The 22,532-nt window shown below is 53.6% G+C and carries 27 protein-coding genes, 1 other RNA gene and 1 riboswitch; of the genes, 15 read left to right on the plus strand and 13 right to left on the minus strand.

Annotation, left to right across the window (positions count from 1 at the left end; all coding sequences use genetic code 11):
* Positions 1-39 precede the first annotated feature (39 nt).
* Positions 40-118: riboswitch (cyclic di-GMP riboswitch) on the plus strand.
* A gap of 72 nt (positions 119-190) precedes the next feature.
* From DDY07_RS22915 to DDY07_RS22945, 7 genes are all read left to right on the plus strand, one after another.
* The gene (locus tag DDY07_RS22915; protein WP_171697580.1) at positions 191-979 is read left to right on the plus strand and encodes a hypothetical protein; all 789 of its coding nucleotides are present in this window, start codon (positions 191-193) and stop codon (positions 977-979) included.
* A gap of 155 nt (positions 980-1,134) precedes the next feature.
* Positions 1,135-1,977 carry a hypothetical protein gene (locus tag DDY07_RS22920; protein ID WP_171697581.1) on the plus strand — a complete coding sequence of 281 codons (843 nt, stop codon included), beginning with the start codon at positions 1,135-1,137 and terminating at the stop codon, positions 1,975-1,977.
* Positions 1,974-2,834, plus strand: a complete 861-nt coding sequence (locus DDY07_RS22925) for a hypothetical protein (RefSeq protein ID WP_171697582.1) — start codon at positions 1,974-1,976, stop codon at positions 2,832-2,834. The genes DDY07_RS22920 and DDY07_RS22925 overlap by 4 nt, the downstream gene beginning before the upstream one ends.
* Entirely contained in the window at positions 2,834-4,612 is a 1,779-nt protein-coding gene (locus DDY07_RS22930; protein WP_171697583.1) for a hypothetical protein, read from the plus strand. The genes DDY07_RS22925 and DDY07_RS22930 overlap by 1 nt, the downstream gene beginning before the upstream one ends.
* A 118-nt stretch (positions 4,613-4,730) precedes the next feature.
* Complete coding sequence (locus tag DDY07_RS22935; RefSeq protein WP_171697584.1) at positions 4,731-5,312, plus strand: cohesin domain-containing protein; 582 nt, start codon at positions 4,731-4,733, stop codon at positions 5,310-5,312.
* Positions 5,313-5,453: 141 nt separating this feature from the next.
* Positions 5,454-5,990 (plus strand): GNAT family N-acetyltransferase, encoded by a 537-nt coding sequence (locus tag DDY07_RS22940; protein WP_171697585.1) that lies wholly within the window; start codon positions 5,454-5,456, stop codon positions 5,988-5,990.
* 366 nt (positions 5,991-6,356) lie between these two features.
* Positions 6,357-6,512 (plus strand): hypothetical protein, encoded by a 156-nt coding sequence (locus DDY07_RS22945; RefSeq protein ID WP_171697586.1) that lies wholly within the window; start codon positions 6,357-6,359, stop codon positions 6,510-6,512.
* Between the two features lie 17 nt (positions 6,513-6,529).
* Here DDY07_RS22945 and ubiH read toward each other — a convergent pair whose 3' ends face one another.
* Genes ubiH through DDY07_RS22970 form a run of 5 tightly spaced genes read right to left on the minus strand, consistent with a single transcriptional unit; the run spans position 6,530 to position 10,142 of the window.
* The gene (ubiH, locus tag DDY07_RS22950) at positions 6,530-7,744 is read right to left on the minus strand and encodes a 2-octaprenyl-6-methoxyphenyl hydroxylase (protein ID WP_171697587.1); all 1,215 of its coding nucleotides are present in this window, start codon (positions 7,742-7,744) and stop codon (positions 6,530-6,532) included.
* 5 nt (positions 7,745-7,749) lie between these two features.
* A complete protein-coding gene (locus DDY07_RS22955) occupies positions 7,750-7,986 on the minus strand; it encodes a DUF2442 domain-containing protein (RefSeq protein ID WP_101054125.1) in 237 nt (78 codons plus the stop codon).
* A gap of 12 nt (positions 7,987-7,998) precedes the next feature.
* Positions 7,999-8,268 carry a DUF4160 domain-containing protein gene (locus DDY07_RS22960; RefSeq protein WP_171697588.1) on the minus strand — a complete coding sequence of 90 codons (270 nt, stop codon included), beginning with the start codon at positions 8,266-8,268 and terminating at the stop codon, positions 7,999-8,001.
* Between the two features lie 19 nt (positions 8,269-8,287).
* On the minus strand, positions 8,288-9,598 hold the full coding sequence (pepP, locus tag DDY07_RS22965) for a Xaa-Pro aminopeptidase (protein ID WP_171697589.1): 1,311 nt from the start codon (positions 9,596-9,598) through the stop codon (positions 8,288-8,290).
* 16 nt (positions 9,599-9,614) lie between these two features.
* A complete protein-coding gene (locus tag DDY07_RS22970; RefSeq protein WP_033159072.1) occupies positions 9,615-10,142 on the minus strand; it encodes a UPF0149 family protein in 528 nt (175 codons plus the stop codon).
* A 103-nt stretch (positions 10,143-10,245) separates the two neighbouring features.
* Here DDY07_RS22970 and DDY07_RS22975 point away from each other — a divergent pair, with 103 nt between their 5' ends.
* The 8 genes from DDY07_RS22975 to DDY07_RS23010 all read left to right on the plus strand — a co-directional run bounded on the left by DDY07_RS22975 (position 10,246) and on the right by DDY07_RS23010 (position 17,236).
* Positions 10,246-10,473: a TIGR02449 family protein gene (locus tag DDY07_RS22975; protein ID WP_033159102.1), complete on the plus strand. Its 228-nt coding sequence runs from the start codon at positions 10,246-10,248 to the stop codon at positions 10,471-10,473.
* Entirely contained in the window at positions 10,470-10,769 is a 300-nt protein-coding gene (locus tag DDY07_RS22980) for a cell division protein ZapA (RefSeq protein WP_101054117.1), read from the plus strand. Before DDY07_RS22975 ends, DDY07_RS22980 begins: the two co-directional genes overlap by 4 nt.
* A 23-nt stretch (positions 10,770-10,792) precedes the next feature.
* Positions 10,793-10,972: non-coding RNA, 6S RNA (ssrS, locus tag DDY07_RS22985), on the plus strand.
* 226 nt (positions 10,973-11,198) lie between these two features.
* Positions 11,199-13,097 (plus strand): GspE/PulE family protein, encoded by a 1,899-nt coding sequence (locus tag DDY07_RS22990; protein ID WP_033159070.1) that lies wholly within the window; start codon positions 11,199-11,201, stop codon positions 13,095-13,097.
* 22 nt (positions 13,098-13,119) lie between these two features.
* Positions 13,120-13,956, plus strand: a complete 837-nt coding sequence (locus DDY07_RS22995) for an HDOD domain-containing protein (RefSeq protein ID WP_033159069.1) — start codon at positions 13,120-13,122, stop codon at positions 13,954-13,956.
* Positions 13,957-14,118: 162 nt separating this feature from the next.
* A complete protein-coding gene (locus DDY07_RS23000) occupies positions 14,119-15,648 on the plus strand; it encodes a hypothetical protein (protein ID WP_171697590.1) in 1,530 nt (509 codons plus the stop codon).
* Between the two features lie 795 nt (positions 15,649-16,443).
* A complete protein-coding gene (locus DDY07_RS23005) occupies positions 16,444-16,815 on the plus strand; it encodes a hypothetical protein (RefSeq protein ID WP_171697591.1) in 372 nt (123 codons plus the stop codon).
* A gap of 49 nt (positions 16,816-16,864) precedes the next feature.
* Positions 16,865-17,236 carry a hypothetical protein gene (locus DDY07_RS23010; protein WP_171697592.1) on the plus strand — a complete coding sequence of 124 codons (372 nt, stop codon included), beginning with the start codon at positions 16,865-16,867 and terminating at the stop codon, positions 17,234-17,236.
* Positions 17,237-17,403: 167 nt separating this feature from the next.
* Here the strand turns inward: DDY07_RS23010 and DDY07_RS23015 are convergent, their stop codons facing one another.
* The 8 genes from DDY07_RS23015 to nifK all read right to left on the minus strand — a co-directional run bounded on the left by DDY07_RS23015 (position 17,404) and on the right by nifK (position 22,478).
* The gene (locus DDY07_RS23015) at positions 17,404-17,652 is read right to left on the minus strand and encodes a hypothetical protein (protein WP_171697593.1); all 249 of its coding nucleotides are present in this window, start codon (positions 17,650-17,652) and stop codon (positions 17,404-17,406) included.
* Positions 17,653-17,686: 34 nt separating this feature from the next.
* On the minus strand, positions 17,687-18,649 hold the full coding sequence (locus DDY07_RS23020) for a hypothetical protein (RefSeq protein ID WP_171697594.1): 963 nt from the start codon (positions 18,647-18,649) through the stop codon (positions 17,687-17,689).
* Positions 18,642-19,406, minus strand: coding sequence for a 4Fe4S-binding leucine-rich repeat protein (locus tag DDY07_RS23025; RefSeq protein WP_171697595.1), 765 nt, complete (start codon positions 19,404-19,406; stop codon positions 18,642-18,644). The genes DDY07_RS23020 and DDY07_RS23025 overlap by 8 nt, the downstream gene beginning before the upstream one ends.
* A gap of 9 nt (positions 19,407-19,415) precedes the next feature.
* Positions 19,416-19,682 (minus strand): DUF6129 family protein, encoded by a 267-nt coding sequence (locus tag DDY07_RS23030; protein WP_026603355.1) that lies wholly within the window; start codon positions 19,680-19,682, stop codon positions 19,416-19,418.
* 2 nt (positions 19,683-19,684) lie between these two features.
* Entirely contained in the window at positions 19,685-20,377 is a 693-nt protein-coding gene (gene nifX, locus DDY07_RS23035) for a nitrogen fixation protein NifX (protein WP_033159064.1), read from the minus strand.
* A 4-nt stretch (positions 20,378-20,381) separates the two neighbouring features.
* A complete protein-coding gene (locus DDY07_RS23040; RefSeq protein WP_020483289.1) occupies positions 20,382-20,582 on the minus strand; it encodes a 4Fe-4S binding protein in 201 nt (66 codons plus the stop codon).
* A gap of 4 nt (positions 20,583-20,586) precedes the next feature.
* Entirely contained in the window at positions 20,587-20,808 is a 222-nt protein-coding gene (gene nifT / locus DDY07_RS23045; protein WP_020483288.1) for a putative nitrogen fixation protein NifT, read from the minus strand.
* A 98-nt stretch (positions 20,809-20,906) separates the two neighbouring features.
* Positions 20,907-22,478: a nitrogenase molybdenum-iron protein subunit beta gene (gene nifK, locus DDY07_RS23050; RefSeq protein WP_171697596.1), complete on the minus strand. Its 1,572-nt coding sequence runs from the start codon at positions 22,476-22,478 to the stop codon at positions 20,907-20,909.
* Positions 22,479-22,532 lie beyond the last annotated feature (54 nt).

Here is a 22,532-nt window from a genome sequence, read left to right on the forward strand (position 1 = left end):
CACCTCACTCAGGGATTTAGAGTGATGTCGTAAGGACCGCGACAAACATGCCACATCCGCCGCGAGACGGAGCCGGAAAGCCACGGGTCTTGGAGATTAAGACAGCCGGGTTACCTGCCAGTTTAAGACCCGAAATTCGGGTTGGCGATTTGCAGATTAACTTTAACCGTAATTTATTAAGGAATAAAAAATGACAATCTTGCACTACAACCGCACTCAATGGGTAAGCGCCGGCCTGCTCGCCTTCAGCGCATTGACCGCCGTTTTGGCGCCTGCTACAGCCAGCGCTGCACAAGTCAGCGGCGATGCCACCATTACCATCAACAATGCCGCTTTTGCGGCGGCATCGGTGAATGTCGGCAGTGGCTATCCGAATGGCTGGATTGTCGCGAAACATTGGGGTGCCAGCGACAATTTGCTGGGTATCACCGGCGCAACCACCGGCGGAACGACGCTATCGGCAACCGCCAACACAGCGATGTCGTTTGCGGTTAACGCCAACACCACGACCAACAGCTATCCGGCTGCCGGCCCCTATGGCCGTACCGAACAAGCCACGACGATGGACGCCGGCAATACCTCGGTCGGTCAAATCGGTCTGAGCGGCGCCTGGTTATTAACCAGCCAAGGCGGTAGCGGCATTTTGACGCCCTACGACTTTAGCCTGGTAAAAACCGGGAGCACCTGGAATATCAAAACCTACGATACCGGTTTTGGCTACCAAAATTTCTTGAAGCTGACCAACGTCTCCGAGTCGCTAAGCAGCAATGGCGAATTACTACTGAGCGGCGATTTGCAATGGACCGGTTTATGGGCCGGTTTGGTTGGCGCCAATACCAATGCCGTGGTCGGTACTTTTAGCCTGGCTCCCAGTACGGCGCCATCGGCGGTACCGGTACCGGCGGCGGTCTGGATGTTCGGCAGCGGGCTGCTGGGCTTGCTGGGTAAAAGTCGTAGAAAAGCCTCGGTCGCGGCTTAACGCGCAAAGTGGGCTTGGGGCGGTCGCCAAGATTCGCTCCGGGCAAGGACTTTCCAAAATAAATCCCTCTTCGTGCCCGCATGCCGCCTACTGCGGCCGCTTGTGTATTTAGGCAGGGAGAGGGCTTATTCTGACCATCCGCTGATAGGGATTTTATGAAGATCAACAAAAACTGTGGCTATCCCGCTTTGGTGGTACGGGCGATGCTAGCCATCGGTATGGGAATGGCCTCGGCAAGCGCCGACGCCGCGACATTGAATGCGCCATCCGGCGGTACGTTTACGATGAACCTGGACCGGAATGCGCTGGCACCTTATGCCGGGGGCTATTACTTGTCGACGTTTTGGAGTACGGCAACGTCCAATGCTGATAATCCGGCCAATACCGGCGACCATTTGCTTAGCCAACTCAATACCACCGAGATTTCCGGACTCAATCAGGTGTTCGAGTTGACGGCTATCGGTAGCGATCCCAGTCCGCAAGCCAGCCAGCGTTACGTCAAAGCCACATCAGCCGATTTTGCCATCGATACCGGCACGCTGGCCGGCGTGGCCGGGGCACAAGTGGGCATGACCGGCGTGCAGGGTTTTTATGCGCCGAACTGGCCGCCGACTGGAGCCGGCTTGGTCAACGGCGATTTTTCGCTGTTTTACGATGCCAACCGGCAAACTTTGGGCCGCACCGGTTGGTACCTGGCCAATAACATTTATTTCACGATGGCGGTGTACGACTTAAACAACCTGAGCCTGAGCTTTAGCAACCCCGGAAACTGGCAGTTGAGTGGCGATTTACTGATGTCGCCGGAAAACGCCGGCATGTTGCAAGGCGCGCAACTGGTCGATGTCGGCAGTTTCTGTTTGGGCACGGGTGCCTATGCCGGTTGCGGACAGGTATCGGCGGTGCCGCTACCCGCTGCGGTCTGGTTATTCGCTAGCGGCTTTTTGGGCTTTATCGGCATAGGCCGTAGGCCATATCTTTCAAGGAGTGTGACATTATGAAAATCAATAATCATCGATCATCCACCTGGCTATTAGCCGTTTTCGGTGTATTGTCGATCAGCCAAGCCCACGCCGCGACAGTCAGCGGCGGTGCGCTGGTCCTTAACCTAAACCGCGATGTGCTAATCGCCAGCCTTGATGTGAACGATTATCCGGACACGCCCACCGCGGACTTTCCGATTTGCTGCCGGCCTTCTATTTATCTGGAAGAGTTTTACGACGCTTCGGCGGCATCAAAAACCTTTGTTGAGCTGCGGGACGGCAATACGCCGGATTTGTACGATACGGTGGCCGATGAAATTCCGGCAACCGGGTTGCAATTTAGTGTCAACGGGGTGAGTCCGATAGTCAATCCGGGCGGGCGGCAGAACAGAAATACCACTTTCGCGTTCGAGCCCGGCAATTTGTTCAGCACTGCCAGCGGTAGTATCGGTCTGGGCGGTGTCATGCGTTTTAGGGTGGACGTAGATCCGCCGACCAATCGAGTGTTGTTGGGCGATATGACCTTGGAATACGATCCTACACTTGAAGCGGCAACGCCCGGGCGTTCCGGCTGGGTGATTACCAATCACATCGGTTTCGATGCGGGCGGTTTTGAGTTGTTTGATGTCACCACCGCAATAGTCGGGAATACGTTAAGCCTTAACGGCAATCTTGGGTTAGGGTGGGGCTTCGATCATCTGGGCGCTCGCGACGCTCGCTTGCGCGATACGCGCATTGGTACTTTCAGCTTGCAAACCACCGTGGTGTCGGGAGAAACGCCGGCGGCGGTGCCTTTGCCGACGGCGGTATGGCTGTTTGCCAGTGGCTTGGCGGGATTGGTTATGAATGGTCGTTCTAAAAGAGAGATCGTGTGATGAAACGGGATGAAGTTGCAGGATTGACTCGGCCGCTAACTGCCCCTGGCGAATGGCGTACACCCCTTTTCCGTAACGTTAGGCTGGTAAAAATCGCGGCAGGCTTAGGCATCGTTTTGACATTGACGACAGCCGCGCAGGCAGGGCCTTCCCCGGTAATAAGCTTTGGACAGTACCGTAGCCATCAAGTCAATGTCGATGCGGAGGGGCAAAACATCGCCGGCGACAAAGGCAACGAGCCGACGCTGGCCTTGAATCCGCTAAATCCCGCCAATATTGTCGTGGGCTGGCGTAAGTTCGATTCACCGCCCACTGCCGTCAAACACGGCGGCTATGCCTATAGCTTTGACGGCGGCGCGAGTTGGACTACCGGCATGCTGCCGGCCTTGCCGCTGCAAACTCGCACCGATCCGGTGTTGGAGGTCGATGCCTTGGGCAATTTCTATTACCAGTCTTTGGCGGTATCGGATAGCACTTCGGTGTTTAAATCCGGCGACGGCGGCGTGACTTGGTCGGAGCCCGTGTATCAGTTTAAAGGCGACAAGAACTGGCTGGCCATCGATAAAACCGGCGGTCCCAGCGACGGGTATATGTACAGCACCTGGCGGCGGCCGGCCGACAGTAACCCCGATCCAAATTATGTCCCCAAATATTTCATCCGATCCACGGACGGCGGTGTCAGCTATCAAGAACCGGATGCGGCATTGCCGGTGGCAAACTTTGGCTTTGGCCGGCTGACCATCGGCGCGGAAGGCGAGGTTTATCTATTCGGCGTCGATGAAACGATTTTGTCCGTCAGTGCCTTGGGCATAGTGCGTAGCGGGCACTATTTCCTGAAATCGGTTGATGCCAAAGATCCCGCCGCTTCACCCACCTTTACCGCGCAAAAGGTTGATATGGGCGGCAACAGCATGATGTTCCTGTCGCCGAGCTTGCAGTTGCCCAATCCCTTGGGTGGCGACGGCGATGTGCAAATTGCCGCCGATCAATCGGCCGGGCCGTTGCGCGGCAATATTTACCTGCTGGCGCATGTCTCCCCCTATGCCTGGCAAACCGGCGGCGATCCGCAGGATATTCATTTCGTGCGCAGCAGCGACGGCGGCGTTACCTGGTCGGCGCCGGTGCGGGTGAATGACGATCCACCCGCCGCCAACGCTTACCAATGGTTCCCGATGCTGGGCGTGGCGGCCAACTCCCGCCTCGACGCGGTGTGGTACGACACCCGCAACGGCAGCGGCAGCGCGCCGTATCGCTATTCGCAGCTTTACTACGCCTACTCCTGGGACGGCGGCGTAACCTGGAGCAAAAATCAGGCGGTCACGCCGGTGTTCAATACGCATCTGCCGTATAACATCGTGAACGGCGAAGAGCGGCAAGGCGACAAAATGGGCGATTACACCCAGTTAGTCTCCGACGCCAACGGCGCGCACATTGCTTACACCGCCACCTACCACGGCGAGCAGGATGTGTATTACCTGAACGTGTTTCCGGACTGTAACAACAACGGCAAATCGGATGTGCTGGATATTCAAAACCGGGTCAGCGGCGATACCAATTTGAATCATCTACCGGATAGCTGCGAGAACATCGCGGTAAAAGGCGATCTGGACGGCGACCGCGATGTCGATCAACTGGATTTGAACGTGGTCATTGCGGCACGCAACCAACCGGCTACCGGAATAGCCGATCCCCGTGATCTGGATAAAAACGGTGTGATCAATGTGTTGGATGTGCGCAAGCTGACTTTGCTGTGTACGCGCTCGCGCTGTGCGATTTAAACGAGCTTGATTCAAGCGGCTGGTAGTCAGATTTCTCCAATCTGACGCACGCACCGAAATTACTCCGTCATTCCCGCGCACGCGGGAATCCAGGGTGCCGAATATAGGACTAACAACGATGATGAAACAACTAAAAGCCGGCCTGGTCGGTATAGCATTATTCGCCGCCGGCGGTGTGGCCGATGCGGCCATTGATTTACATTTCACGCCCCGTAGCCAAACCGTCGAAGCCATTGAAATCGGTTTGAACATTTCCGGTTTGGGCGGCGCTGCGTTAGCAACGTATGACTTTAATATTCAGTTTGACCCAACACGTTTGGCCTTCGCCGGCGCGGTTTTCGGCGATCCGGTGTTGGGTGACGAACTGGATGTGTTTGACTTGGGTGGCAACAGTACCGCCGCCGATTTGCTCGCTTCCGGTGTGTTGAATCTGTTCGAGTCGTCCTTGGACGACGCGGCCGATTTACAAGCCCTGCAAGCCGACAGCTTTACGTTGGCGATCATCCGTTTCAATGTGCTGAGCAGCGGTAGCAGTCAGCTTGATTTACTGATTAACGGTCTGGCGGATGCCGGGGGTGACGGCTTGTCGGCAAACACAGCGCCGCTCACCATCAACCCGGTCGCCGCTGTGCCGTTACCGGGGATGGTTTGGCCGATGATCGGTGGGGTTTGGGTGGTGCTTAGGCGGCGTAGGAGTTAGTCAAAGTAGCCTGGATGAAGCGGAGCGTAATCCAGGCGCTCTTTGGAAATACTCCAGTTTTCGTTGCACTTCATTCTGACTTATTGCTAAGCACGTGTTTGGGTGATATACGGAACTTTGAATTACTTGTTAAGCATCACAATGTCCGACGCTCCCAAATACATCGTTCGCAGGCTCGAGCTCTCAGATGCCGGGGCCTTCTATTCAGCCGTCCGCGAGTCTATTGATGAACTCGTTTACTGGATGCCATGGTGCTCTAAGGACTATACACCGCTGGATGCGGAAAACTGGATCAAGACTACCATGCAACTCTGGGAAGCAGATGCCGAGTATCCTTTGGGCATCTTCGATGCTGTCTCAGGCGCAGTGATTGGCGGGACAGGCGTCAACCACATCAACCGAGCCTACCGGATTGGCAATATCGGTTACTGGGTGAGCTCGCGGCATACTGGTCAGGGAGTCGCTAGGTTCGCAGCACACCATTCGGCACAACTTGGATTCAGTCAACTGGGCCTGACCCGCCTTGAAATTGTCGTGCTTACTCACAACAAAGCAAGCCAACGGGTGGCTGAGTCGCTTGGTGCCAAACTGGAATGCGAAGCGAGGAACCGTCTCTACTTTCAAGGCAAGCCGCACAATGCTTTGGTCTACTCGCTCGTACCCGGGGACTTACGGTGATACCTAAGCCCTCGCTCAAGCTGACCTGCTATGGCAGGCCTTGTAAGTCCTGCTATAGCAGGTCAGCTTAGCCTCGTATGTCAGGGTGCGCGTTATCTGTTCGTTCCCTGACATACCCAAATGCGAGTATTGAATGTCACATAACCGCTTACGCGGCAATGTGGCCTAAGGCTACGATTCGCACGAAATTCGAAAGCCGCATTCCATGTTGGCATCAAGCGCGAAATTTTGTTCCGGGAGGTTCAAATCAGTTTCAGACGGCTATTGCACCTGGCGGGTGCCATTCTCTCGGTCGCTTTGGGAGTCGGCTTGTGGAAGCAGTGGACATTAATCTGCAACGAAGCGTGTGCGCCGGGGCGGGCGTTAATGATGATTTTGCTGAGCTTTTTGCTGCCGGCCGTGGCGTATTCGACGCTCTTGGTATGGACGGCTACACGTCCCAGCCCTGTTGCCCGCGTTATCTCCGCTGCTTTGACTTTTGCCAGCCTGATGGCGGCGATTTGGCTAAGTTTTTTTGCGTGAGGTAGCGCGGTTTGGGTTTATTTGCGTTCGCCGATTTTTGGCAGCCGATCCGCCAAACCCATCGCATGCCGCGTCAGCAGTTTTTTCGCAAACGGCAGGTGGTCCAGCATGGTCAATCCGGCGTTGCGGACGGCGGCCAGCGGTAAATTGTCGTTGGAGAACAGTTTCACCACGCTATTGGTGAAGCCTATGGTTTTACCGTGGTCTTGTTGGCGTTGCCGGCTGTAGTTTTTCAGCAGGCGGGCATCGCCCAAATCGCCATCGCGTTCGTGTTGGTCTATCAGCATTTCCGCCAATAAGGCCACATCGCGTATCCCTAAATTAAAGCCTTGGCCGGCCACCGGGTGCAGTTGATGCACGGCGTTGCCGATGATCACGGTGCGGCCGGAGACCATGCTTTCGGCGCGGATCAGGCTTAACGGAAATGCCCGGCGCGGTGCGGCCAGTTTTAGTTCGCCCAAGCGGTAACCGAAGCAGTTTTGCAGTTCGGCGAGAAATTCGCGGTCGCTGACGTTAATCAGGGTTTCCGCTTGTTCGTGAGTGCGCGTCCACACCACGGCCGATTGTTTGCCGGCCACCGGCAGCAAGGCCAACGGGCCGAATTCGGTGAAGCGTTCGAAGGCAATGTTGCGGTGCGGCAGCGCCGATTGCACGGTGGTGACCAGCGCGGTCTGGCCGTATTCGGTGATTTGCTGGGGAATTTCCAACAGCTTGCGCACCGTGGAGTTGCCGCCGTCCGCGCCGACCAGCAATTGCGCACTGACGTTTAACGAACTGCCGTCGTGCTGCTTCAAACTGACGTTCACCGCATCGCGGCCGGACATCAATCCGGCGACCCTAGTTTGATACAGGCAAACCGTGTCGGTTTTCTCGACCAGATCGGCCATGTGTTGTTCGATGTCGCGGGCGACGATCACATAACCCAAAGCTTCCACGCCCTGATCAGCCGCATCCAGCCGGGTTTTTCCGAAATGGCCGCGGTCCGAGACATGGATGTGTTTGATGGCGGTGGCTTTATCGGCCGCGCCGCGCCAGGCGCCCAAGTCGTTGAGTAGTTCCACGGTACCGGCCGCCAAGGCTAGCGCGCGGTCGCCGGCGGGGGAGTGGCGTAGTTGCTCGCGGCTATTGGCTTCGACCAGGGCTATCTTCAAGCCGCTGTTTTTCAGCGCCAGGGCCAGACAATTACCGGCTAGGCCGGCGCCGACAATGATCAGGTCGAAGTCGTGTTGCATCTGCTTTAGCCCAGTGCTATGGATCGATCGTAAAGCGTTTCCGGCGCGACATCTAGCTCACCCGGCCAACACACGGTACCCAGTCCGACATAGGCTTGATCGAATAGTGAGCGGTCCTTAAGTTTAATGAAAACGCCTTTATTCAGATAAGGGGACATGTCGAACAAGCGGTGCTCGCCGTTATCGAACCAAAGTTCCAGTTTATAGTTGTCTTTAGGCTGCACTTGAATCACGGATTCCATAATGACCTTCCTTTAGCGTAAAGGATCGATAGGGAAGAGTTTTTCGCCATTGATCGCCAAGTTCCAATCGGCTAACAAAGATTCCCGATGAATTTCAATCCAGGCCTGCACCAGCCCGGATTTGGCAAGCGGCAGGTCGTCGCCAAGTAATGAGCCGTCGGCTATGGAGAACGAGGCATTGTAGTCTTGATATTTGGCTTGGATATGCCGAAGTTTATGGCGCTCATCGTCGAAGAAATACATACAAATGACGATGCCATAAAACATGCTGATGGTTGGCATATCGAATTTCTCCGTCACGCTAGCTCGATTGCATTAACGCTTCGATGGCCGCTATCGACTTTGGCACGCCGCCAGTCAGTATCTCATGACCGTCTTTTGTTACCAAGACATCGTCTTCGATGCGAATGCCGATGCCGCGCCATTGTTTATCCACCGTTTCGCAGTAGGCCGGCACATACAGGCCCGGTTCCACGGTTAACACCATGCCCGGTTCCAGCAATCGCCATTCGTCCTTGATCTTGTAATCGCCGACGTCATGCACATCCATGCCCAGCCAGTGGCCGATGCGGTGCATGTAAAACTGTTTGTATTTTTCATCCTTGATTAGTTTTTTGGGTTTGCCTTTTAACAGGCCCAGTTCGATCAGGCCTTTGGTCAGGGTTTCCACCGAGGCGTCGTGGGCGTTGTTCCAGGGATTGCCGGGTTTGATTTCGGCCAGCGCCGCGGCTTGGGCATCCAGCACCAATTGGTACAACAACCTTTGCGGTTCGCTGAACTTGCCGGACACCGGGAAGGTGCGGGTGATGTCGGCGGCATAATGGTCACATTCCACACCGGCGTCGATCAGCAGCAAATCGCCTTTGTTGAGCTTGTCCTTGTTTTCCACGTAATGCAGCGTGCAGGCGTTTTTGCCGCCGGCGACGATGGACGGATAAGCCACCGCGCGCAGACCGTCCTGGATAAATTCGTGGAGCAGCTCGGCTTCGATTTGGTATTCGTACAAACCGGGTTTGCAGGCTTGCATGGCGCGAATATGGGCTTTCGCGGATACTTCACCGGCGCGGCGCATCAGTTTTAGTTCTTCCGCACTTTTGAATAAGCGCATTTCGTGGACAATATGTTCCAGCGACACCAGTTCGCCCGGTGCGGTGACGCCGGTACGCGACTGCTTGCGGATGTGGTTGATCCACTCCAGCAGTTTGTGGTCTAAATCGCTGTCCTTACCCATCGGGTAGAACACTTTGCTTTTGTTTTCCAGCATGCCGGGCAGGATGTCGTCCAGATCGTCAATCGGAAACGAATCGTCGGCTTCATAGTGTTTGGTGGCGCCTTCCAGACCGGCGTGGGCACCTTCCCACTGGGCTTTTTTCTCGTCGAATTCGCGGCAGAACAAAATATATTCGCCTTGCTCACGGCCGGGGATGAATACGGCCATGGATTCGGCTTCGTTAAAGCCGGTCAGATAATAAAAGTCGCTGTCTTGACGGAACGGGTAGTGGACGTCGCGGTTGCGGGTGCGCTGCGGGGCGCTGGCAATAATGGCGATGTTGCCCTTGCCGATTTGCTTCATCAGGCTGGCGCGGCGTTTTTTGAATTCGCTTTGTTTCATGGTCGATCTACTTAGATTAATGCGGTTGCGATGGGCCGAGTTCGGCAAATTGATCGCGCACGGTAAACACGGCGGCGCGCACATATTCGCGCAGTTCGACCAAGGCATTTTCGTCGTCTTCATCGCCGACGTCGGTGTCGATTTTGGTGAGCTCTATCATATCGCGCATCACTTCAGCGGTATCGCCCGGCCAGTCGGCGCCGGTTTGCGCATAACCCACGCCGAACAAAAAGCCCTGGCACCAACAGCGAAGGGCTTCCACTTGTTCGTCTAACGGATCGTCGTCGTCAGGCATCAGCAAATCGAAGGCGAAATCGTCGTTTTGATTTTCCAGCAATACTCGGGTTCTTTCGAACACACCATGCAGCAGCGCTTTGTCTTCGTCGATCAACTGTTGCTCGTCGTCAATGAGTTCCCGTAGCCAGTTTTCCGCATCGGCGCGGATTTCGACGCAGAGCATGCCGGTGGCGATACCGTGCGCCTCGGCAGCGCCGATGTCGGCGTCATGTTGCTCTAAAATTTCTTCAACCGAACGGTAGGTCATCTGGGCTGCGTTTCCTATATAAAGCTGTTTAATAACATGGCTTATGCTAACATTCTTAACCATCTACGATGATTATAACGTCATATCGGCCCATACTCTTGCTATGTCTCAAACAGAAAAAGATCCGTCAACCGAACTGGAAGCATTGGAAGCGAAACTGGATACGCTCATTGCCCAGTTCAATCAAGTCAAAAGCGAGAATAAGTCCTTGAAAGTTAAACAGGATGCCTTGGTTAAGGAAAAAGCCAAGCTGCTGGAAAAAACCACGTTGGCCAAAACCCGGGTGGAAGCGATGATTGCCCGCTTGAAAGCCATGGAGCATGATTCGTGAGTAAAGCCGTCCAGCCCGTTTCACTGAATATCCTGGATAAGGAATATAAAATCGCCTGTGCCGCCGATGAAAAAGAGGGGTTGATCAACTCTGCCCGGGAACTTGACAGGCAGATGCGCAAAATCCGTGACACCGGCAAAGTCAGCAGCACCGACCGCATCGCCGTGCTGGCCGCATTGAACTTGGCTCACGACTTGACGGCATCCAACAAGAACGAAGCCAACGGCAGTTTGGATATTGGTCAACGCTTAGCCGATTTGCGCAGCAAAATAGAAAACGTTTTGGAAAATTCGTAAATCATCCGGTAGACTATCAGTCCAATCTCCTGCGGCGTTCGAGCAGTACTGGGTGTTTCCTGAACCTGTTTTTACCCCGGAAACTTTTTGCCATTCATGGTGCGCATGCCTGTTTATTCAGGAAGCCTGATTGACTGGATTTGGTTTCCACTTGAACCTTCGGTTCAAGGACGAAAGTATCAGACGGCGCAGGCGGGAGATCTCTTGATTTTGCTTGTCTCGGTTTCTCGTCTTCGTTCGAAGCCCCCCTCGTGTTTGTTGTTAGTCTGCTGGTAGGTGGCGCGCAGGGTGGCGTAAGGCCTGGCGACTGTAGTCGCGGCTTAAAATTCGTTTAGCTAGCGCTGTATAGACTATGATCCATCCTCCAACACCTGTTGATAGCATGCCCCCTTTCTTTTCGCTCCGCTGGACAACGACGATTACGCGGCAATGAACATAAGCAACAGCAACGCTGGTGATTCCGGCAAAAGCTTCACAGAAAACTTCTTGGGCCTATTGGTTGATCAGGGCCTGATCGATGCCGAAAAACTGAAATACGCCTTGCGGGTGCAAGGCAAACTGGAGTCGCCAAAGCCGATTTTGTTGGTGCTTTGCGATCTGGGTTATGTCACCCACAACCAACTGGTCGAGTTGTTTCGTAACCACCCGGTCAAAGTCAAGTTAGGCCTGTTCCTGGTGGAGTTCGGGTATATCACCAACACCGACCTGGATTTGGCGCTGGCCGAGCAACGGCAAAAAGCAGGACGCAAACGCCTGGGCGAAATTCTGGTGGAACGTAATCTGATATCGGAAATGAAAATGCTCGAGGTTTTGGCGGACCTGATGGGCATTTCGGTTATCGATTTAAGTACTGCCGTGATCGATCAGACGCTGATGACCAAGCCGATGTTGAAGTCCGCCAACAAGCATTGTTTTTTGCCTATCGAAAAACAAATGGACGGCGTATTGGTGGCTTTCGGCGACCCGCTGGATCAAAACGCCATCGAGATGGCCCGGCACGTCTTGGGCGCCGAGATCATTCCGGCGGTGGGGCGGTATTCGCAGATCATGCGTTTTCTGCTCAATTACGAGCGTAATACCGGCGCCGAAAAAGTAGCCGTCGGCGAGCAGTCGGCCGTCGCGGTTGCCAACCGGATCTTTGAAGACGCGATACGCCAGGGAGCCAGCGATATACATATCGAACCGCTGGAGCATAAGGTCCGGGTGCGGCAACGGATCGACGGCGTAATGGTGCACTACCGGGACTTTCCGGTTGAAATTGCCCAGGCCTTGATTAGTAGGATTAAAGTGATGGCCGGCGCCGATATTGCCGAAAAGCGCCGACATCAAGACGGTCGGGTCATGTTCGAACAGGCCAGCAGCAATCGCGTGATCGACATGCGCGCTTCGTTTTTCAGTACCATCAACGGCGAAAAAATCGTCTTGCGGCTATTGAACCGCAAGACAGAATTGCTGGACATACACGAAGTGGGCATGGCGCCCTTGATGCTGGAACGCTTTGTTCAAGATTCGCTGGACGTGCCGACCGGCGTTGTCATTATCACCGGACCGACCGGTTCGGGTAAAACCACGACGCTGTATAGCGCAGTGGATTACCTGAACGCTCCGGAAGTCAGCATCGTTACCGCCGAAGACCCGGTCGAATACGTGATTGACGGCGTCGCACAATGTTCGATCAATCCGAAGATCAATCTGACTTACGAAGAAACCCTGCGCCACATCGTGCGCCAGGACCCGGACATCATCGTACTCGGTGAAATCCGCGACAAGTTTTCCGCGGATACCGCAATTCAGGCGGCCCTGACCGGCCACAAGGTGTTGACCACATTTCACACCGAGGACAGCATCGGCGGCTTGCTGCGGCTGCTGAACATGGAAATCGAGGCTTTTCTGATTTCTTCGACTGTAGTTTCGGTAGTCGCCCAGCGCCTGTTGCGCCGAGTGTGCCGGCATTGTGCCGAACCGTTCAAGCCTGACCCGGCTTTGCTGCGTCGGCTGAATGTGACGCCGGATGACATTGCCGGCGCTCAATTTTTGTTGGGCAAGGGCTGCGAAAAGTGCCGTTTTACCGGATACTCCGGCCGGGTATGCGTGTTCGAGCTTTTGTCGATGAACGAATTGGTCAAAGATGCGATATTGCAGCGCAAAACCTCCTACGAAATCCGGCGGGTGAGCCTGGAGACGGCGGGCTTGGTTACCCTGCTAGAGGATGGTTTGGTGAAAGCCGCCGCCGGTGCTACCTCGCTACAGGAAGTGATCCGCAATCTGCCGCGTTTTGGAAAACCCCGCCCTTTATACGAACTGCGCCGCTTGTTGGGCAGTCGATGAGCCAATAATACAATCCAATCTTATGAGTGAAAAATCGCTTTCCGAATTGATAGACGAGGCCATTACCTCGGGAGCCAGTGCCTTACCGGTATTTCCGCGGGCGGTAACCGAGCTGCGTTTGGCCTTGCAAGACGAAAATCGCTCGCTGGACGCGATTGCCAAACAATTGGCGATGGACGCCAGTTTAGCCAGCCAAATTTTGCGCGTTGCCAACTCGTCATTCTATGCCGGCTTGGGATCAATCAACACGGTCAAGGATGCTCTGGTCCGTTTGGGTTTGCCGCGCATCGTCCAGATTGCCACTTTGGTCACGCAGAAAGGCTTGTTTGCGGCAAAAGATGCCGCCACTCAGCAATACATGGTCAAACTTTGGCAGCATAGCGTTGCGGTGGCCTTGGGCGCCGAATGGCTGGCCAAGCGTTTGTCGTTCCAGACGATAGCGGAAGAAGCTTTCATGGCCGGCCTGTTTCACGACATTGGCGAACTGTTGCTGCTGCGCTGCTTGGAAGATCTGGCGGCCAAGGACCTCAATCTAAATTTACCTGCCGATTTGCAGCGAGAACTGATCATCCGCCAGCACGAGAGCAAAGGCGCATGGTTGCTGCAAGAATGGAATTTACCGGAAACCTATCGTACGGTTGCCGCCAATCATCATCAGCCAGCCACCGAACATACCGGCACAGTGGAACTGTTGGTGCGCGTAGCCGACATGGTCGCCTACAAACTGGGTATTGCGCCGCGGCCGCAGCCCGATCTGGTGATCTCCAGCAGCGAGGAAGCCGGTCGGCTCGGCCTGTCGGAGATTATGCTGGCCGAGCTGGAAATCGCGCTGGAAGATTCGCTGGCCTTGTCTGCCTGACACGCCAACCCCGTTCATACACCTGCGATGCAGGGTAATCCTGTTGCTACCGATTCCAACCGGCTCGACTAATTGCCTTCGCTAAAACGCGAGGCTTTGCTTTAGAATGGCCGTCAGCCGGCATGGCCGCTTTCCCAAACTTTGCATAATCACGTTGGAACAATGACCATCGAATTTTTGATCAATTTTCTGATTCTGTTGCTCGGCACTCTGGCCGCCGGGTTTTTGGCTTATCGCTCGTTTCAAAAGCGCCGGATCCAGCTCGGAGCGGAACCGACCTTGCCGCAGTACTTTATCCGGCGCAGTACATACTGGAGCGGGATTGTCCTTTACTGCTCGTTGATGGCTGGATTGTTTTTATTGCTGACTTGGCAATGGCTGCCGCTGGAGCCGTTGGTAACGCTGATCGTTAGTCATTTACGCGCCGGTGAACTGGTGAATCTGCTCTACGGTCTGGATGGTAACAAACTGTTCCCGCTAATTGCTGCCGGCATCATGCTGTTTTTCGTCGCTTGGGAAAGCCCATTTAATCCGTTGTTGATTTTACGGGACAGCATTCACGACGCCTTTGCGATTCCGACCAAAGCCGTCGAAGTGTATAACGCGCTGATCAAATCCCGGCTGTCGGCGGCGGACGACAAGATAAAAGCCCAAATCGCTGATCGTCTGTTGGTGCAAAGCATCGACGCCGGCGATTTCGATAAATCCGGCGCCACGGTCGAATACAAATGGGCGCATAACAGCCTGCTGTTCGACCAAATCCAACACTATGCCGATCAATCTTCGTATCGTCGCCTGTTTAGCGAACCCTCGCTGAAATGGGGCGAGATTTGCATCTCCTATAATGCAATGTCGGAAAAAGTGAATATTTGGAAAGAAGCCGAGCCGCATTACACCAAGACGGTCAACTTGCTGAAGGATTTGGACCGACTGACCGGACTGCTGTGCCGATTGCTGGCGGCGGCGGTGGTATTCGGCAGTCCCAGCGAAAACGACATGTGGGAGACGGTCAGAAAACTCGGCGGCAATGTGCACGAAGCGCGCTTGAAGCACACTTATAAATACCTGCTGATATTCGCCGCAGCGACGGCGTTTGGCGTGATTTTGGGGCGGGAAGTGTCGGTGGCGTTGCACAACGTGTTTCTGTTTCCGGACAAACCGTTACCGCACTTTAGCTATACCACCCTGCGCTGGATAGCCTATTCAATCGCCATTTACGTGGTGCCCATTACACTGGTTTTTGCTTTGCGGAGCATCGCATTCCGCCATCAACAGGAACCTGCTGAGCAGAATTACGGCTTTTACATGGCGATCATGTTCGTCTGCTTCCTGGTCAGTACCACCATCTCGACGTTTATCTTGGAGTTAACCTTTTATCGCCGGGATGATTTTAATTTCCTGGACAGTTTCCTCGATCACGCCCGCTGGGGGATTATGCCGGCGCTGATTTGCGGTTTCGTCGCCTACCGGATGGACGCGCCGGCCAGCGAAGCCGAAGCCCTGAGTAAAACCATCCTTTCCGCGGTGTTGGGTTTTCTGGCCTGGGGCGGGATTGCGGTGATTTTCATGCTGTATGCGACGGACGATTTGGCGATTGAGAAGCTGAATTTGCGGTTTACCTTGGTGGGGACGGCGTTTTTTGTTTCCGGATTGCTGGGGGCTGCGGCTCGGTTTAAGACGGCAAGTGATTGATGTTGGGTTTGTTGGTTTGTAGGGTAGGGACGGGGTTTTGTGTCCAGACGGTGATGGAGATTATGTGTCGCTAACGCGACGGGTGTTTTATATGTCGGTTCGCGGACCGACAACCGCGATACTTTCTTTTGCTCCGCCAAAAGAAAATATCCGAAGAAAAGGCGGCCCGGATGCCGCTTAGCTCACTCGGCACATCCCTGTGCCTCGCCCTTCGGGTGCGGTGCATGCAAATCGGCTATCCTGCCGATTTGTCCTGCGCGCCGGAGCTTTTATCGAGGGTCGGCAGAAGGGGCTTCCCAGCCCCTCCGCCGACGTGCGGCATGCCCGAAAAAGCGGGGCAGGCTCTCCCTGCCGCACCCCTTCGGGCTCATCTCGATAAAAGCTCCGGCGCGCAGGATCAAGCGGCATACGGGATCCGGTGCTCGGCGCGGCATACGGGAGAAACCCCGTCGCGAGCTTGAAAGGCTTTGACGATTCTTTTAGATTTAGTGGAGTAGTTCCGAATAGCGAAGCTTATTCGGAAGAACGAGGGATATTCCAAACATCGTTTGGACCATTTGCCAGATAGCATGCGAACCAAAGATTTGGTCAACATGCGTCCGATTCCGCCACGCTAATCGGACCGATCGCCTTAAAGCATTGATAGATATTTTTGGCGGAAAACTTTGCTGGAAAAGTTTAAACTGGCACGATCCGTGTGGTCTGGAAAATGACGGCAGGTTCTACTTGAGTTAGAGGTTCTTGAAAAGCTGTGAACCCTTTCTTTATCCCAGTTAACAATAGTCACAATACAAAATGGAACTTAAAGAATTTATCGGTCAAGCACTTGTAGGTCTGATTCAGGGAGTTCTTGACGCTCAAAATAGTTTAGGAGTCAATGGAAAATACATTAACCCCCAACTTGCTACGCAGCAAGGAGTACTTGAAAAGAATGGGAAGATTGTTTCAAGGGACGGTGAGTTGGTTCAATCTGTGGAGTTCGATGTGGCTGTTACCGCTACGGAGGGTAAGGGAACTAAGGGGGGAATTGGTGTGGTGGTAGGGAACTTTACACTGGGTTCCCAAGGGCAGTCTTCAGCCGAGATTTCAGCAGTCAGTCGAATCAAATTTTCTGTGCCGGTGGCTTTACCTTATGACGGAGGAAATGTCATAGTCGACCAACGTTAATGACTTTTTTCTGTATCGATCCTGTAAATATATAGTTTGGGAGTTTTCATTGGTAATTTTGAACCAGCTACTACCTAAAAGCCTGAAGCAAAAAAATGGGTTTTTTGTTGCGGTGACTGCTGCTCTCGTTTTGATTGCTCTTCATAACCCTTTCAGCGGTTACATTACAACTCAAGAAGTTCCTTTTTTGGAAGTACTACCACTGTCTCCGTTCTGTGACGAAGGTTGGAGAGTAGAAATGGGGGGAATTGAATATTTCTGCCAAAACGGAAGACAAGTCAGTAAGATGCCTTTTGTTGAATGGCGTACGGTACATGCGGCGTTTCCTTGGCTTTCAAAGGTAGGCAGTATGCTCTCAGTTTTTCTTGCTATCGTTACCGGTACGGTATTATGGATATTACTGTATAGGGAAGAAAAATAAATAGATTCGTAAAAAATAACTCCATTAAAATTAAGTTGGGTTATCTGCATAAATTAAATAGCGATTAAAAGGTTCATTTATCGCGTCCATAACTTTAAATAAAACGAAAGCGCCTTATTTTGTAAAACGATAGGCGAGAAAACACCTGCCTACCGATATTTTTGCTGTTACTTTTCAATTTTGGGGTGGTTTTCCCCGTATGCCGCGCCGAGCACCGGAGCTTTTGAACGGATCAGCCCGCAGGGGCGATGCATGGATGCATCGCGTTGCCGAAGGGGCAGGAAGCCCCTTTCGGCGACCCCGTTCAAAAGTGAGGAGCGCAGGAAACAAGCGGCATTCGGGTGGCTTTTTCTTTGGATACTTTCTTTTGGCCAAGCAAAAGAAAGTATCTCGGCTGTCGGGCCGAGACCCGACATTAAATTAATCCGTCGCGTTAGCGACACAAAAAAATCAAACGTTATACGGCGTAGAAATCCAATCCCTCAACACCGCCTCATCCCGCTCCGGCAAATAAGCAAAATCCCCGGAAATATCCTTGTAGACTGCGTCAGCGCTATGAGTGGATACCAACTTGCCTTTGACCATATAAAAAAACCAGGCAAACGGATAACCGGCTTGCCGGTCAAACCGATTCAATACATTACTTAACGCACTGCCTTTCTTGCCGGCAAAGTCTTCCAGATGCGGCAGGTTGTTTTTGTGGGTGTTGACGATTTCCACGTTGACGATTTGTTCGCCGAAGCGGCCGGTGTGCCGGTAGGGGCGGATGATCCAGTCTTCCGACATACTGTATTTTTGCCCGGCGCTGCTGCGGTTCCAGTCTTCCATGAAGCGTTGTACCGGGTGTTCGCCGGGGTGTCGCTCGTTAATCACTTCCATGAACAGCTTGACATCGGTCTTGCGGCGGTAGGTGTACCTTGAATGCCCAAAGCCGAAGCTCTCGATGCAAAAGGGTTGCAGCGGGTCGATGAATTCTTCCAGATCGTCGGGTGGATTGTTTTCGTCGACAAGCATTCGATCAGAGACTTCGTGAGTCTTGTCAATTTCGATCAGCGTAAAATCTTCGGCTTTGGTGCCGGTCTGTACCACAAAATACAGGGTTTTGCCGGTCTGTTTGGTGGCGATCAGTTTTTGTTCCAGCGTGTAATCGATCAGGGTTTGCAGGTTTTGCCCGCATTCCAGATAGGTGCGTTCCACCCATTCGATTAAATCGTTGGCGATGCGTTTGCCGTCCATATCCACCACGCCGCCCAGCCGGTACCATTCATCACCGGTCAAAGCCAGGCGGATGGGGTGGTCGGGAATCAGCGCCTGTAGTTTGCTGAGCAGCAAATCGTCGGTTTGGCCGGGGATGATTTTTTTACAGCAATCGGTAATGTCTTGTCCGGCAAGATTGAGTCTTGATTCAGTCATGATCGGCTTCAGGTGTGGAGTTTGAATGTAAGCGTTGCCTTACCAGTTCGCGGACATCCGGTTCCGGATCGTCGGCGAGAGCGGCGAGTTGCGCGGGATCGACCTTTAGTGCCGCTGTGTAGCGCACAACCCAATCTTCGTCGTTTAACAGCATGGCTGCGTCTTCCGGCGCCATGCGTTCCGCGACGATGCGCCGTACGTCCGGCGAACGGTCGTTAGCCATCAGCCCCAGGCTGACTTCCGGCAGCCGTTCGGCAACGCGCTTGCGTACTTGTAAGTCTTCGTCTTTGATGAAACGAAACAAGCGGCCCGGTGGTAGGCGTTTGGCGACCATCAAGCGCACGATATAGTCGGGGTCGTCAGCCAGCAACTCCAGGTGTTCCGGATCGATACGGTCCGCGACCGTCATGCGTACTTCGCGGTCCGGGTCGTCGATCAGGGCTTGTAGCTGCTGGGCCGGCAGACGAAACGCGACAGCGCGGCGCACCACTTCGTCTTCGTCGGTGATCAGCGCCGACAAGGCTTTTAGCGGTGCGTAGCGCACGGCGATGGCCCGGCGTTCCCAGAACGGGTCTTGCAAATAAAGCGTGGCGTAGGCCGGATTGACCCGAAAGAAACGGTCGATTTGTCGGCCGCTATTGATGAACACGCAGGTATCGCCGGGCATGCACCGGCCCATCAGCAGGGTTTTCCCCCGGAACGGGCAGAGGCTGCAATCGGCGACGGGCAGAGTAACAGGGCTGTCTTGTTCCGCCATATTATCGTCTTATTCGGGAATAACTTCGGCGATCACAATGCCCGAGGCATTTTCGTAATTATCGGTAATGCGTAAGCAATGTTCGCGGCCATCGACCAAGTACAGATTGAATCCCGCACCTTCCAATAACGGTTCATTGTTGGGCAGGTCGTCGTCCATGCAATAGGTGAAATGGACGCCGGGGTATTCGCCGCGCAGTCCACTGACGACGGTTTCGTTCAAGGCTTGGCCGTTAATTTTCTCGGCTATGGTTTGCAGTTGCTCTGGACTAATCATCGCTAGGATTCCTGTTCGAAACAAACGCGCTGCACGGGCTGGATGCCCATCGATTTAGCCAGCCACGGCGGCGGGGCATGCGCTAAAACGATTTGCAGTTGTTTGATAATTTGAGTGATGGCTTCGCCCTGGTCGGCTTTAACCGGATGAATGCCGTATTTGATAAGTTTTGCCGCCGCCGGGCCGCCGATAGAAGCAATATACAACACTCGGCAATCGGCGATCAGTTCTGCGCGATACACATTCTTGTCGTCATGCTGCCGTTGCGCGTCGCTATCGATGCTGCGCACATCGACGAGCCGGGCGTCGTCCGCGGCAATCTGATAAATCAAAAACTGCCGGCACGAGCCAAAATGCCCGCTGATTAACTGCGGATCGTCGCTGCCGATGGCAATTCGGATCGAGCTGGCGGATGCAATTGTCTGGCAGGGATCGGCTATCGGCGCGGGTTCCTCGCTGTTTTGCAGAATGCGCAACGATTCACGGATACTGTCGGCGTTGGCGACAATGCCGAAATTGTTCAAGGCTTGTTGGAACTGGGCTTTGCCGAGTTCGGCCAGGTTTTTGTCGTTTAATGCTGTGCCTATACAGGCACGCAGCACGGAGATAAACAGTTTGGGAGGGGTATCGGGCAGGGCGCGAGCCGCCAGCCCGATGCGCAGTGCCAGTTCCCGGGTTAAGGTAGACTGGCTCATGGCGTCAAGCCACTAAAGGCAGAATGCAGTTGTCGATTGGGCAAACCTTGACGCATTGCGGTTCGTCGTAATCGCCATTGCATTCCGTGCAAGTTTTTTTGTTGATTTCAAAAACAATTGCCCCTTCCTTGATGGAGTCGGTAGGGCACACCGGCAGGCAATCGCCGCAGGAGATGCATTCTTCGGCAACAATATACAGAGACATGGCTTTATTCCTCCGATAATCGTTTAGCTTGCAAAGTTGTTGGGATTTTAGGCGGAGGTGACAGCGGATCAAAGTAATATTTGGATCCGTCACCCAAAACCACTTCACCGCCCCATTTATCGGCGCTGTCAAATTCTAAGGATTCGATGGTTTCTTCAAGGTCTTTTTTAGCGATGTAGAACAGCAATTTGCCGTCTTCGCGTTTCCTGAGCATGACGCTAGGCATTGGGATTCTCCAGACAAGTGTAGGTCGGGTTAAGCCTGCGCTGTAACCCGACACGATATGATTGACTGGTGGGCACCGTGGCGGTGCCCACCCTACGCTTAACGAATCAAGTCGTAGTTGTAGTCAGTGGTTCCCATACCTTTGGTTTCTTTGTCCAACTGCTCCAACAAGGCGTTAACGATGGTGGTCAACATGTACATGCCGCCTTCGTAGCCCAATGTGGTCATACGGTGCAAGTGGTGACGATCGAAGATGGGGAAGCCGATACGGATCAACGGTACTTCGAACTCTTCGCCTTTGTAGAAGGTGTCACGTTGGATAAATTTGCCGTAGGAGTTACCGATCATGAAGTCCGGTTTGTTGGTGAACATCAATGAACGGAAGTGCCACAAATCTTTGCCGATATGTACCGTCGCTTCCTGGCCGTAAGGCGAGGCTTTCAACACTTCTTCAACCGCTTTTTTGTAGCGTTTGTTGGCGTGGTTGACTAACACGTCTGTTACCTCGGCGCCCATTTCCAGCAGGAATTTGGTCATACCCAAAGCAAAGTCTGCGTCGCCGTACAGGGCAAATTTTTTGCCGTGTAACCAAGCGTGCGAGTCGGTCATCATGTCCACATAACGGCCGCGTTCCACTTCCAGCGATTTTGGAATCGGTTTGCCGGTCAGTTCGGAGATTTTCATCAGGAACTGGTCGGTCCATTCCAAGCCCATCGGGATGTTCAATTTCGGCGCGTCGTGTTTCCAGCTAGTTTCAACGAATTTTTTGGTTTTTTCCAACTGCCAAGGTTGCAGCAACACGGTAGTGATCGCGTTAGGCGCATCTTTGACTTCGTCGATGGTGGTGCCGCCGGCATACATGTTGAAGTGGCCGTCAGCAGGTGTATCCAGTACTTCGGTAGGATCGCTCAACAAAGTGTGGTCGACGCCCATCTCGTTCAACATCCGGTGAATGACGCGGAAGTTGCCCAAATAGGTTTCAAAGCCAGGTACCAAGTTGATTTTGCCGTTTGAGCCAACTTCTTTGCCTTCCATGTAGTTCAGCGTGAAGTAGCGGGCAATGCCTTCGAACATGTTGTCCCAACCTGTGGTGTGGCTACCGACGAAGCTAGGTGTATGCGCAAATGGCACAGGGTAGTCTTGATCAACGTGGCCTTCTTTTTTGGCATTGTTGATGAACGCATTTAAGTCGTCGCCGATCACTTCCGCCATACAGGTGGTCGATACTGCGATCATGGTGGGTTTGTACAGGGCTTTCGCGTTTTCCAAACCAGCAAACATGTTTTTCTGACCGCCAAATACCGCTGCGTCTTCTGTCATCGAGTCAGATACGCAAGAGATTGGCTCTTTGAAATGACGGTTGAAGTAAGTACGGAAATAAGCCACGCAGCCTTGTGAACCGTGCACATAAGGCATGGTTTTTTCAAAACCCAGTGCGCAAAGTACCGCGCCCAAAGGCTGGCAAGCTTTAGCAGGGTTAACCGTGATCGCTTCACGTTGGAAGTTCAGTTCTTGATATTCCTTGGTAGTCGTCCATTGGAACACTTCATCAATGGTGTCTTGCGGATGACGTTCTTCGTATTGCGCACGTTTGTTAGCCAGGTTTTCTTTGTATTCGTCAGTTCTGAATAAAGGATAGCTGGGTTGAATGTTGTCGACGTTTTGGCTCATGATAATCTCCTAACGCGCCACTAATCTGTGGTCTGGCGTTGATTGGATTTTGCC

It is taken from the genome of Methylomonas sp. ZR1, assembly GCF_013141865.1.
Taxonomy (GTDB): Bacteria; Pseudomonadota; Gammaproteobacteria; order Methylococcales; family Methylomonadaceae; genus Methylomonas.

What these genes read in the sequence shown, in the direction of transcription:
- DDY07_RS22915 (WP_171697580.1), top strand. Translation starts at nt 191, where the DNA reads ATGACAATCTTGCACTACAACCGCACTCAATGGGTAAGCGCCGGCCTG.
- DDY07_RS22920 (WP_171697581.1), top strand. Translation starts at nt 1,135, where the DNA reads ATGAAGATCAACAAAAACTGTGGCTATCCCGCTTTGGTGGTACGGGCG.
- DDY07_RS22925 (WP_171697582.1), top strand. Translation starts at nt 1,974, where the DNA reads ATGAAAATCAATAATCATCGATCATCCACCTGGCTATTAGCCGTTTTC.
- DDY07_RS22930 (WP_171697583.1), top strand. Translation starts at nt 2,834, where the DNA reads ATGAAACGGGATGAAGTTGCAGGATTGACTCGGCCGCTAACTGCCCCT.
- DDY07_RS22935 (WP_171697584.1), top strand. Translation starts at nt 4,731, where the DNA reads ATGATGAAACAACTAAAAGCCGGCCTGGTCGGTATAGCATTATTCGCC.
- DDY07_RS22940 (WP_171697585.1), top strand. Translation starts at nt 5,454, where the DNA reads ATGTCCGACGCTCCCAAATACATCGTTCGCAGGCTCGAGCTCTCAGAT.
- DDY07_RS22945 (WP_171697586.1), top strand. Translation starts at nt 6,357, where the DNA reads ATGATGATTTTGCTGAGCTTTTTGCTGCCGGCCGTGGCGTATTCGACG.
- ubiH (WP_171697587.1), bottom strand. Translation starts at nt 7,744, where the DNA reads ATGCAACACGACTTCGACCTGATCATTGTCGGCGCCGGCCTAGCCGGT.
- DDY07_RS22955 (WP_101054125.1), bottom strand. Translation starts at nt 7,986, where the DNA reads ATGGAATCCGTGATTCAAGTGCAGCCTAAAGACAACTATAAACTGGAA.
- DDY07_RS22960 (WP_171697588.1), bottom strand. Translation starts at nt 8,268, where the DNA reads ATGCCAACCATCAGCATGTTTTATGGCATCGTCATTTGTATGTATTTC.
- pepP (WP_171697589.1), bottom strand. Translation starts at nt 9,598, where the DNA reads ATGAAACAAAGCGAATTCAAAAAACGCCGCGCCAGCCTGATGAAGCAA.
- DDY07_RS22970 (WP_033159072.1), bottom strand. Translation starts at nt 10,142, where the DNA reads ATGACCTACCGTTCGGTTGAAGAAATTTTAGAGCAACATGACGCCGAC.
- DDY07_RS22975 (WP_033159102.1), top strand. Translation starts at nt 10,246, where the DNA reads ATGTCTCAAACAGAAAAAGATCCGTCAACCGAACTGGAAGCATTGGAA.
- DDY07_RS22990 (WP_033159070.1), top strand. Translation starts at nt 11,199, where the DNA reads ATGAACATAAGCAACAGCAACGCTGGTGATTCCGGCAAAAGCTTCACA.
- DDY07_RS22995 (WP_033159069.1), top strand. Translation starts at nt 13,120, where the DNA reads ATGAGTGAAAAATCGCTTTCCGAATTGATAGACGAGGCCATTACCTCG.
- DDY07_RS23000 (WP_171697590.1), top strand. Translation starts at nt 14,119, where the DNA reads ATGACCATCGAATTTTTGATCAATTTTCTGATTCTGTTGCTCGGCACT.
- DDY07_RS23005 (WP_171697591.1), top strand. Translation starts at nt 16,444, where the DNA reads ATGGAACTTAAAGAATTTATCGGTCAAGCACTTGTAGGTCTGATTCAG.
- DDY07_RS23015 (WP_171697593.1), bottom strand. Translation starts at nt 17,652, where the DNA reads ATGTCGGGTCTCGGCCCGACAGCCGAGATACTTTCTTTTGCTTGGCCA.
- DDY07_RS23020 (WP_171697594.1), bottom strand. Translation starts at nt 18,649, where the DNA reads ATGACTGAATCAAGACTCAATCTTGCCGGACAAGACATTACCGATTGC.
- DDY07_RS23025 (WP_171697595.1), bottom strand. Translation starts at nt 19,406, where the DNA reads ATGGCGGAACAAGACAGCCCTGTTACTCTGCCCGTCGCCGATTGCAGC.
- DDY07_RS23030 (WP_026603355.1), bottom strand. Translation starts at nt 19,682, where the DNA reads ATGATTAGTCCAGAGCAACTGCAAACCATAGCCGAGAAAATTAACGGC.
- nifX (WP_033159064.1), bottom strand. Translation starts at nt 20,377, where the DNA reads ATGAGCCAGTCTACCTTAACCCGGGAACTGGCACTGCGCATCGGGCTG.
- DDY07_RS23040 (WP_020483289.1), bottom strand. Translation starts at nt 20,582, where the DNA reads ATGTCTCTGTATATTGTTGCCGAAGAATGCATCTCCTGCGGCGATTGC.
- nifT (WP_020483288.1), bottom strand. Translation starts at nt 20,808, where the DNA reads ATGCCTAGCGTCATGCTCAGGAAACGCGAAGACGGCAAATTGCTGTTC.
- nifK (WP_171697596.1), bottom strand. Translation starts at nt 22,478, where the DNA reads ATGAGCCAAAACGTCGACAACATTCAACCCAGCTATCCTTTATTCAGA.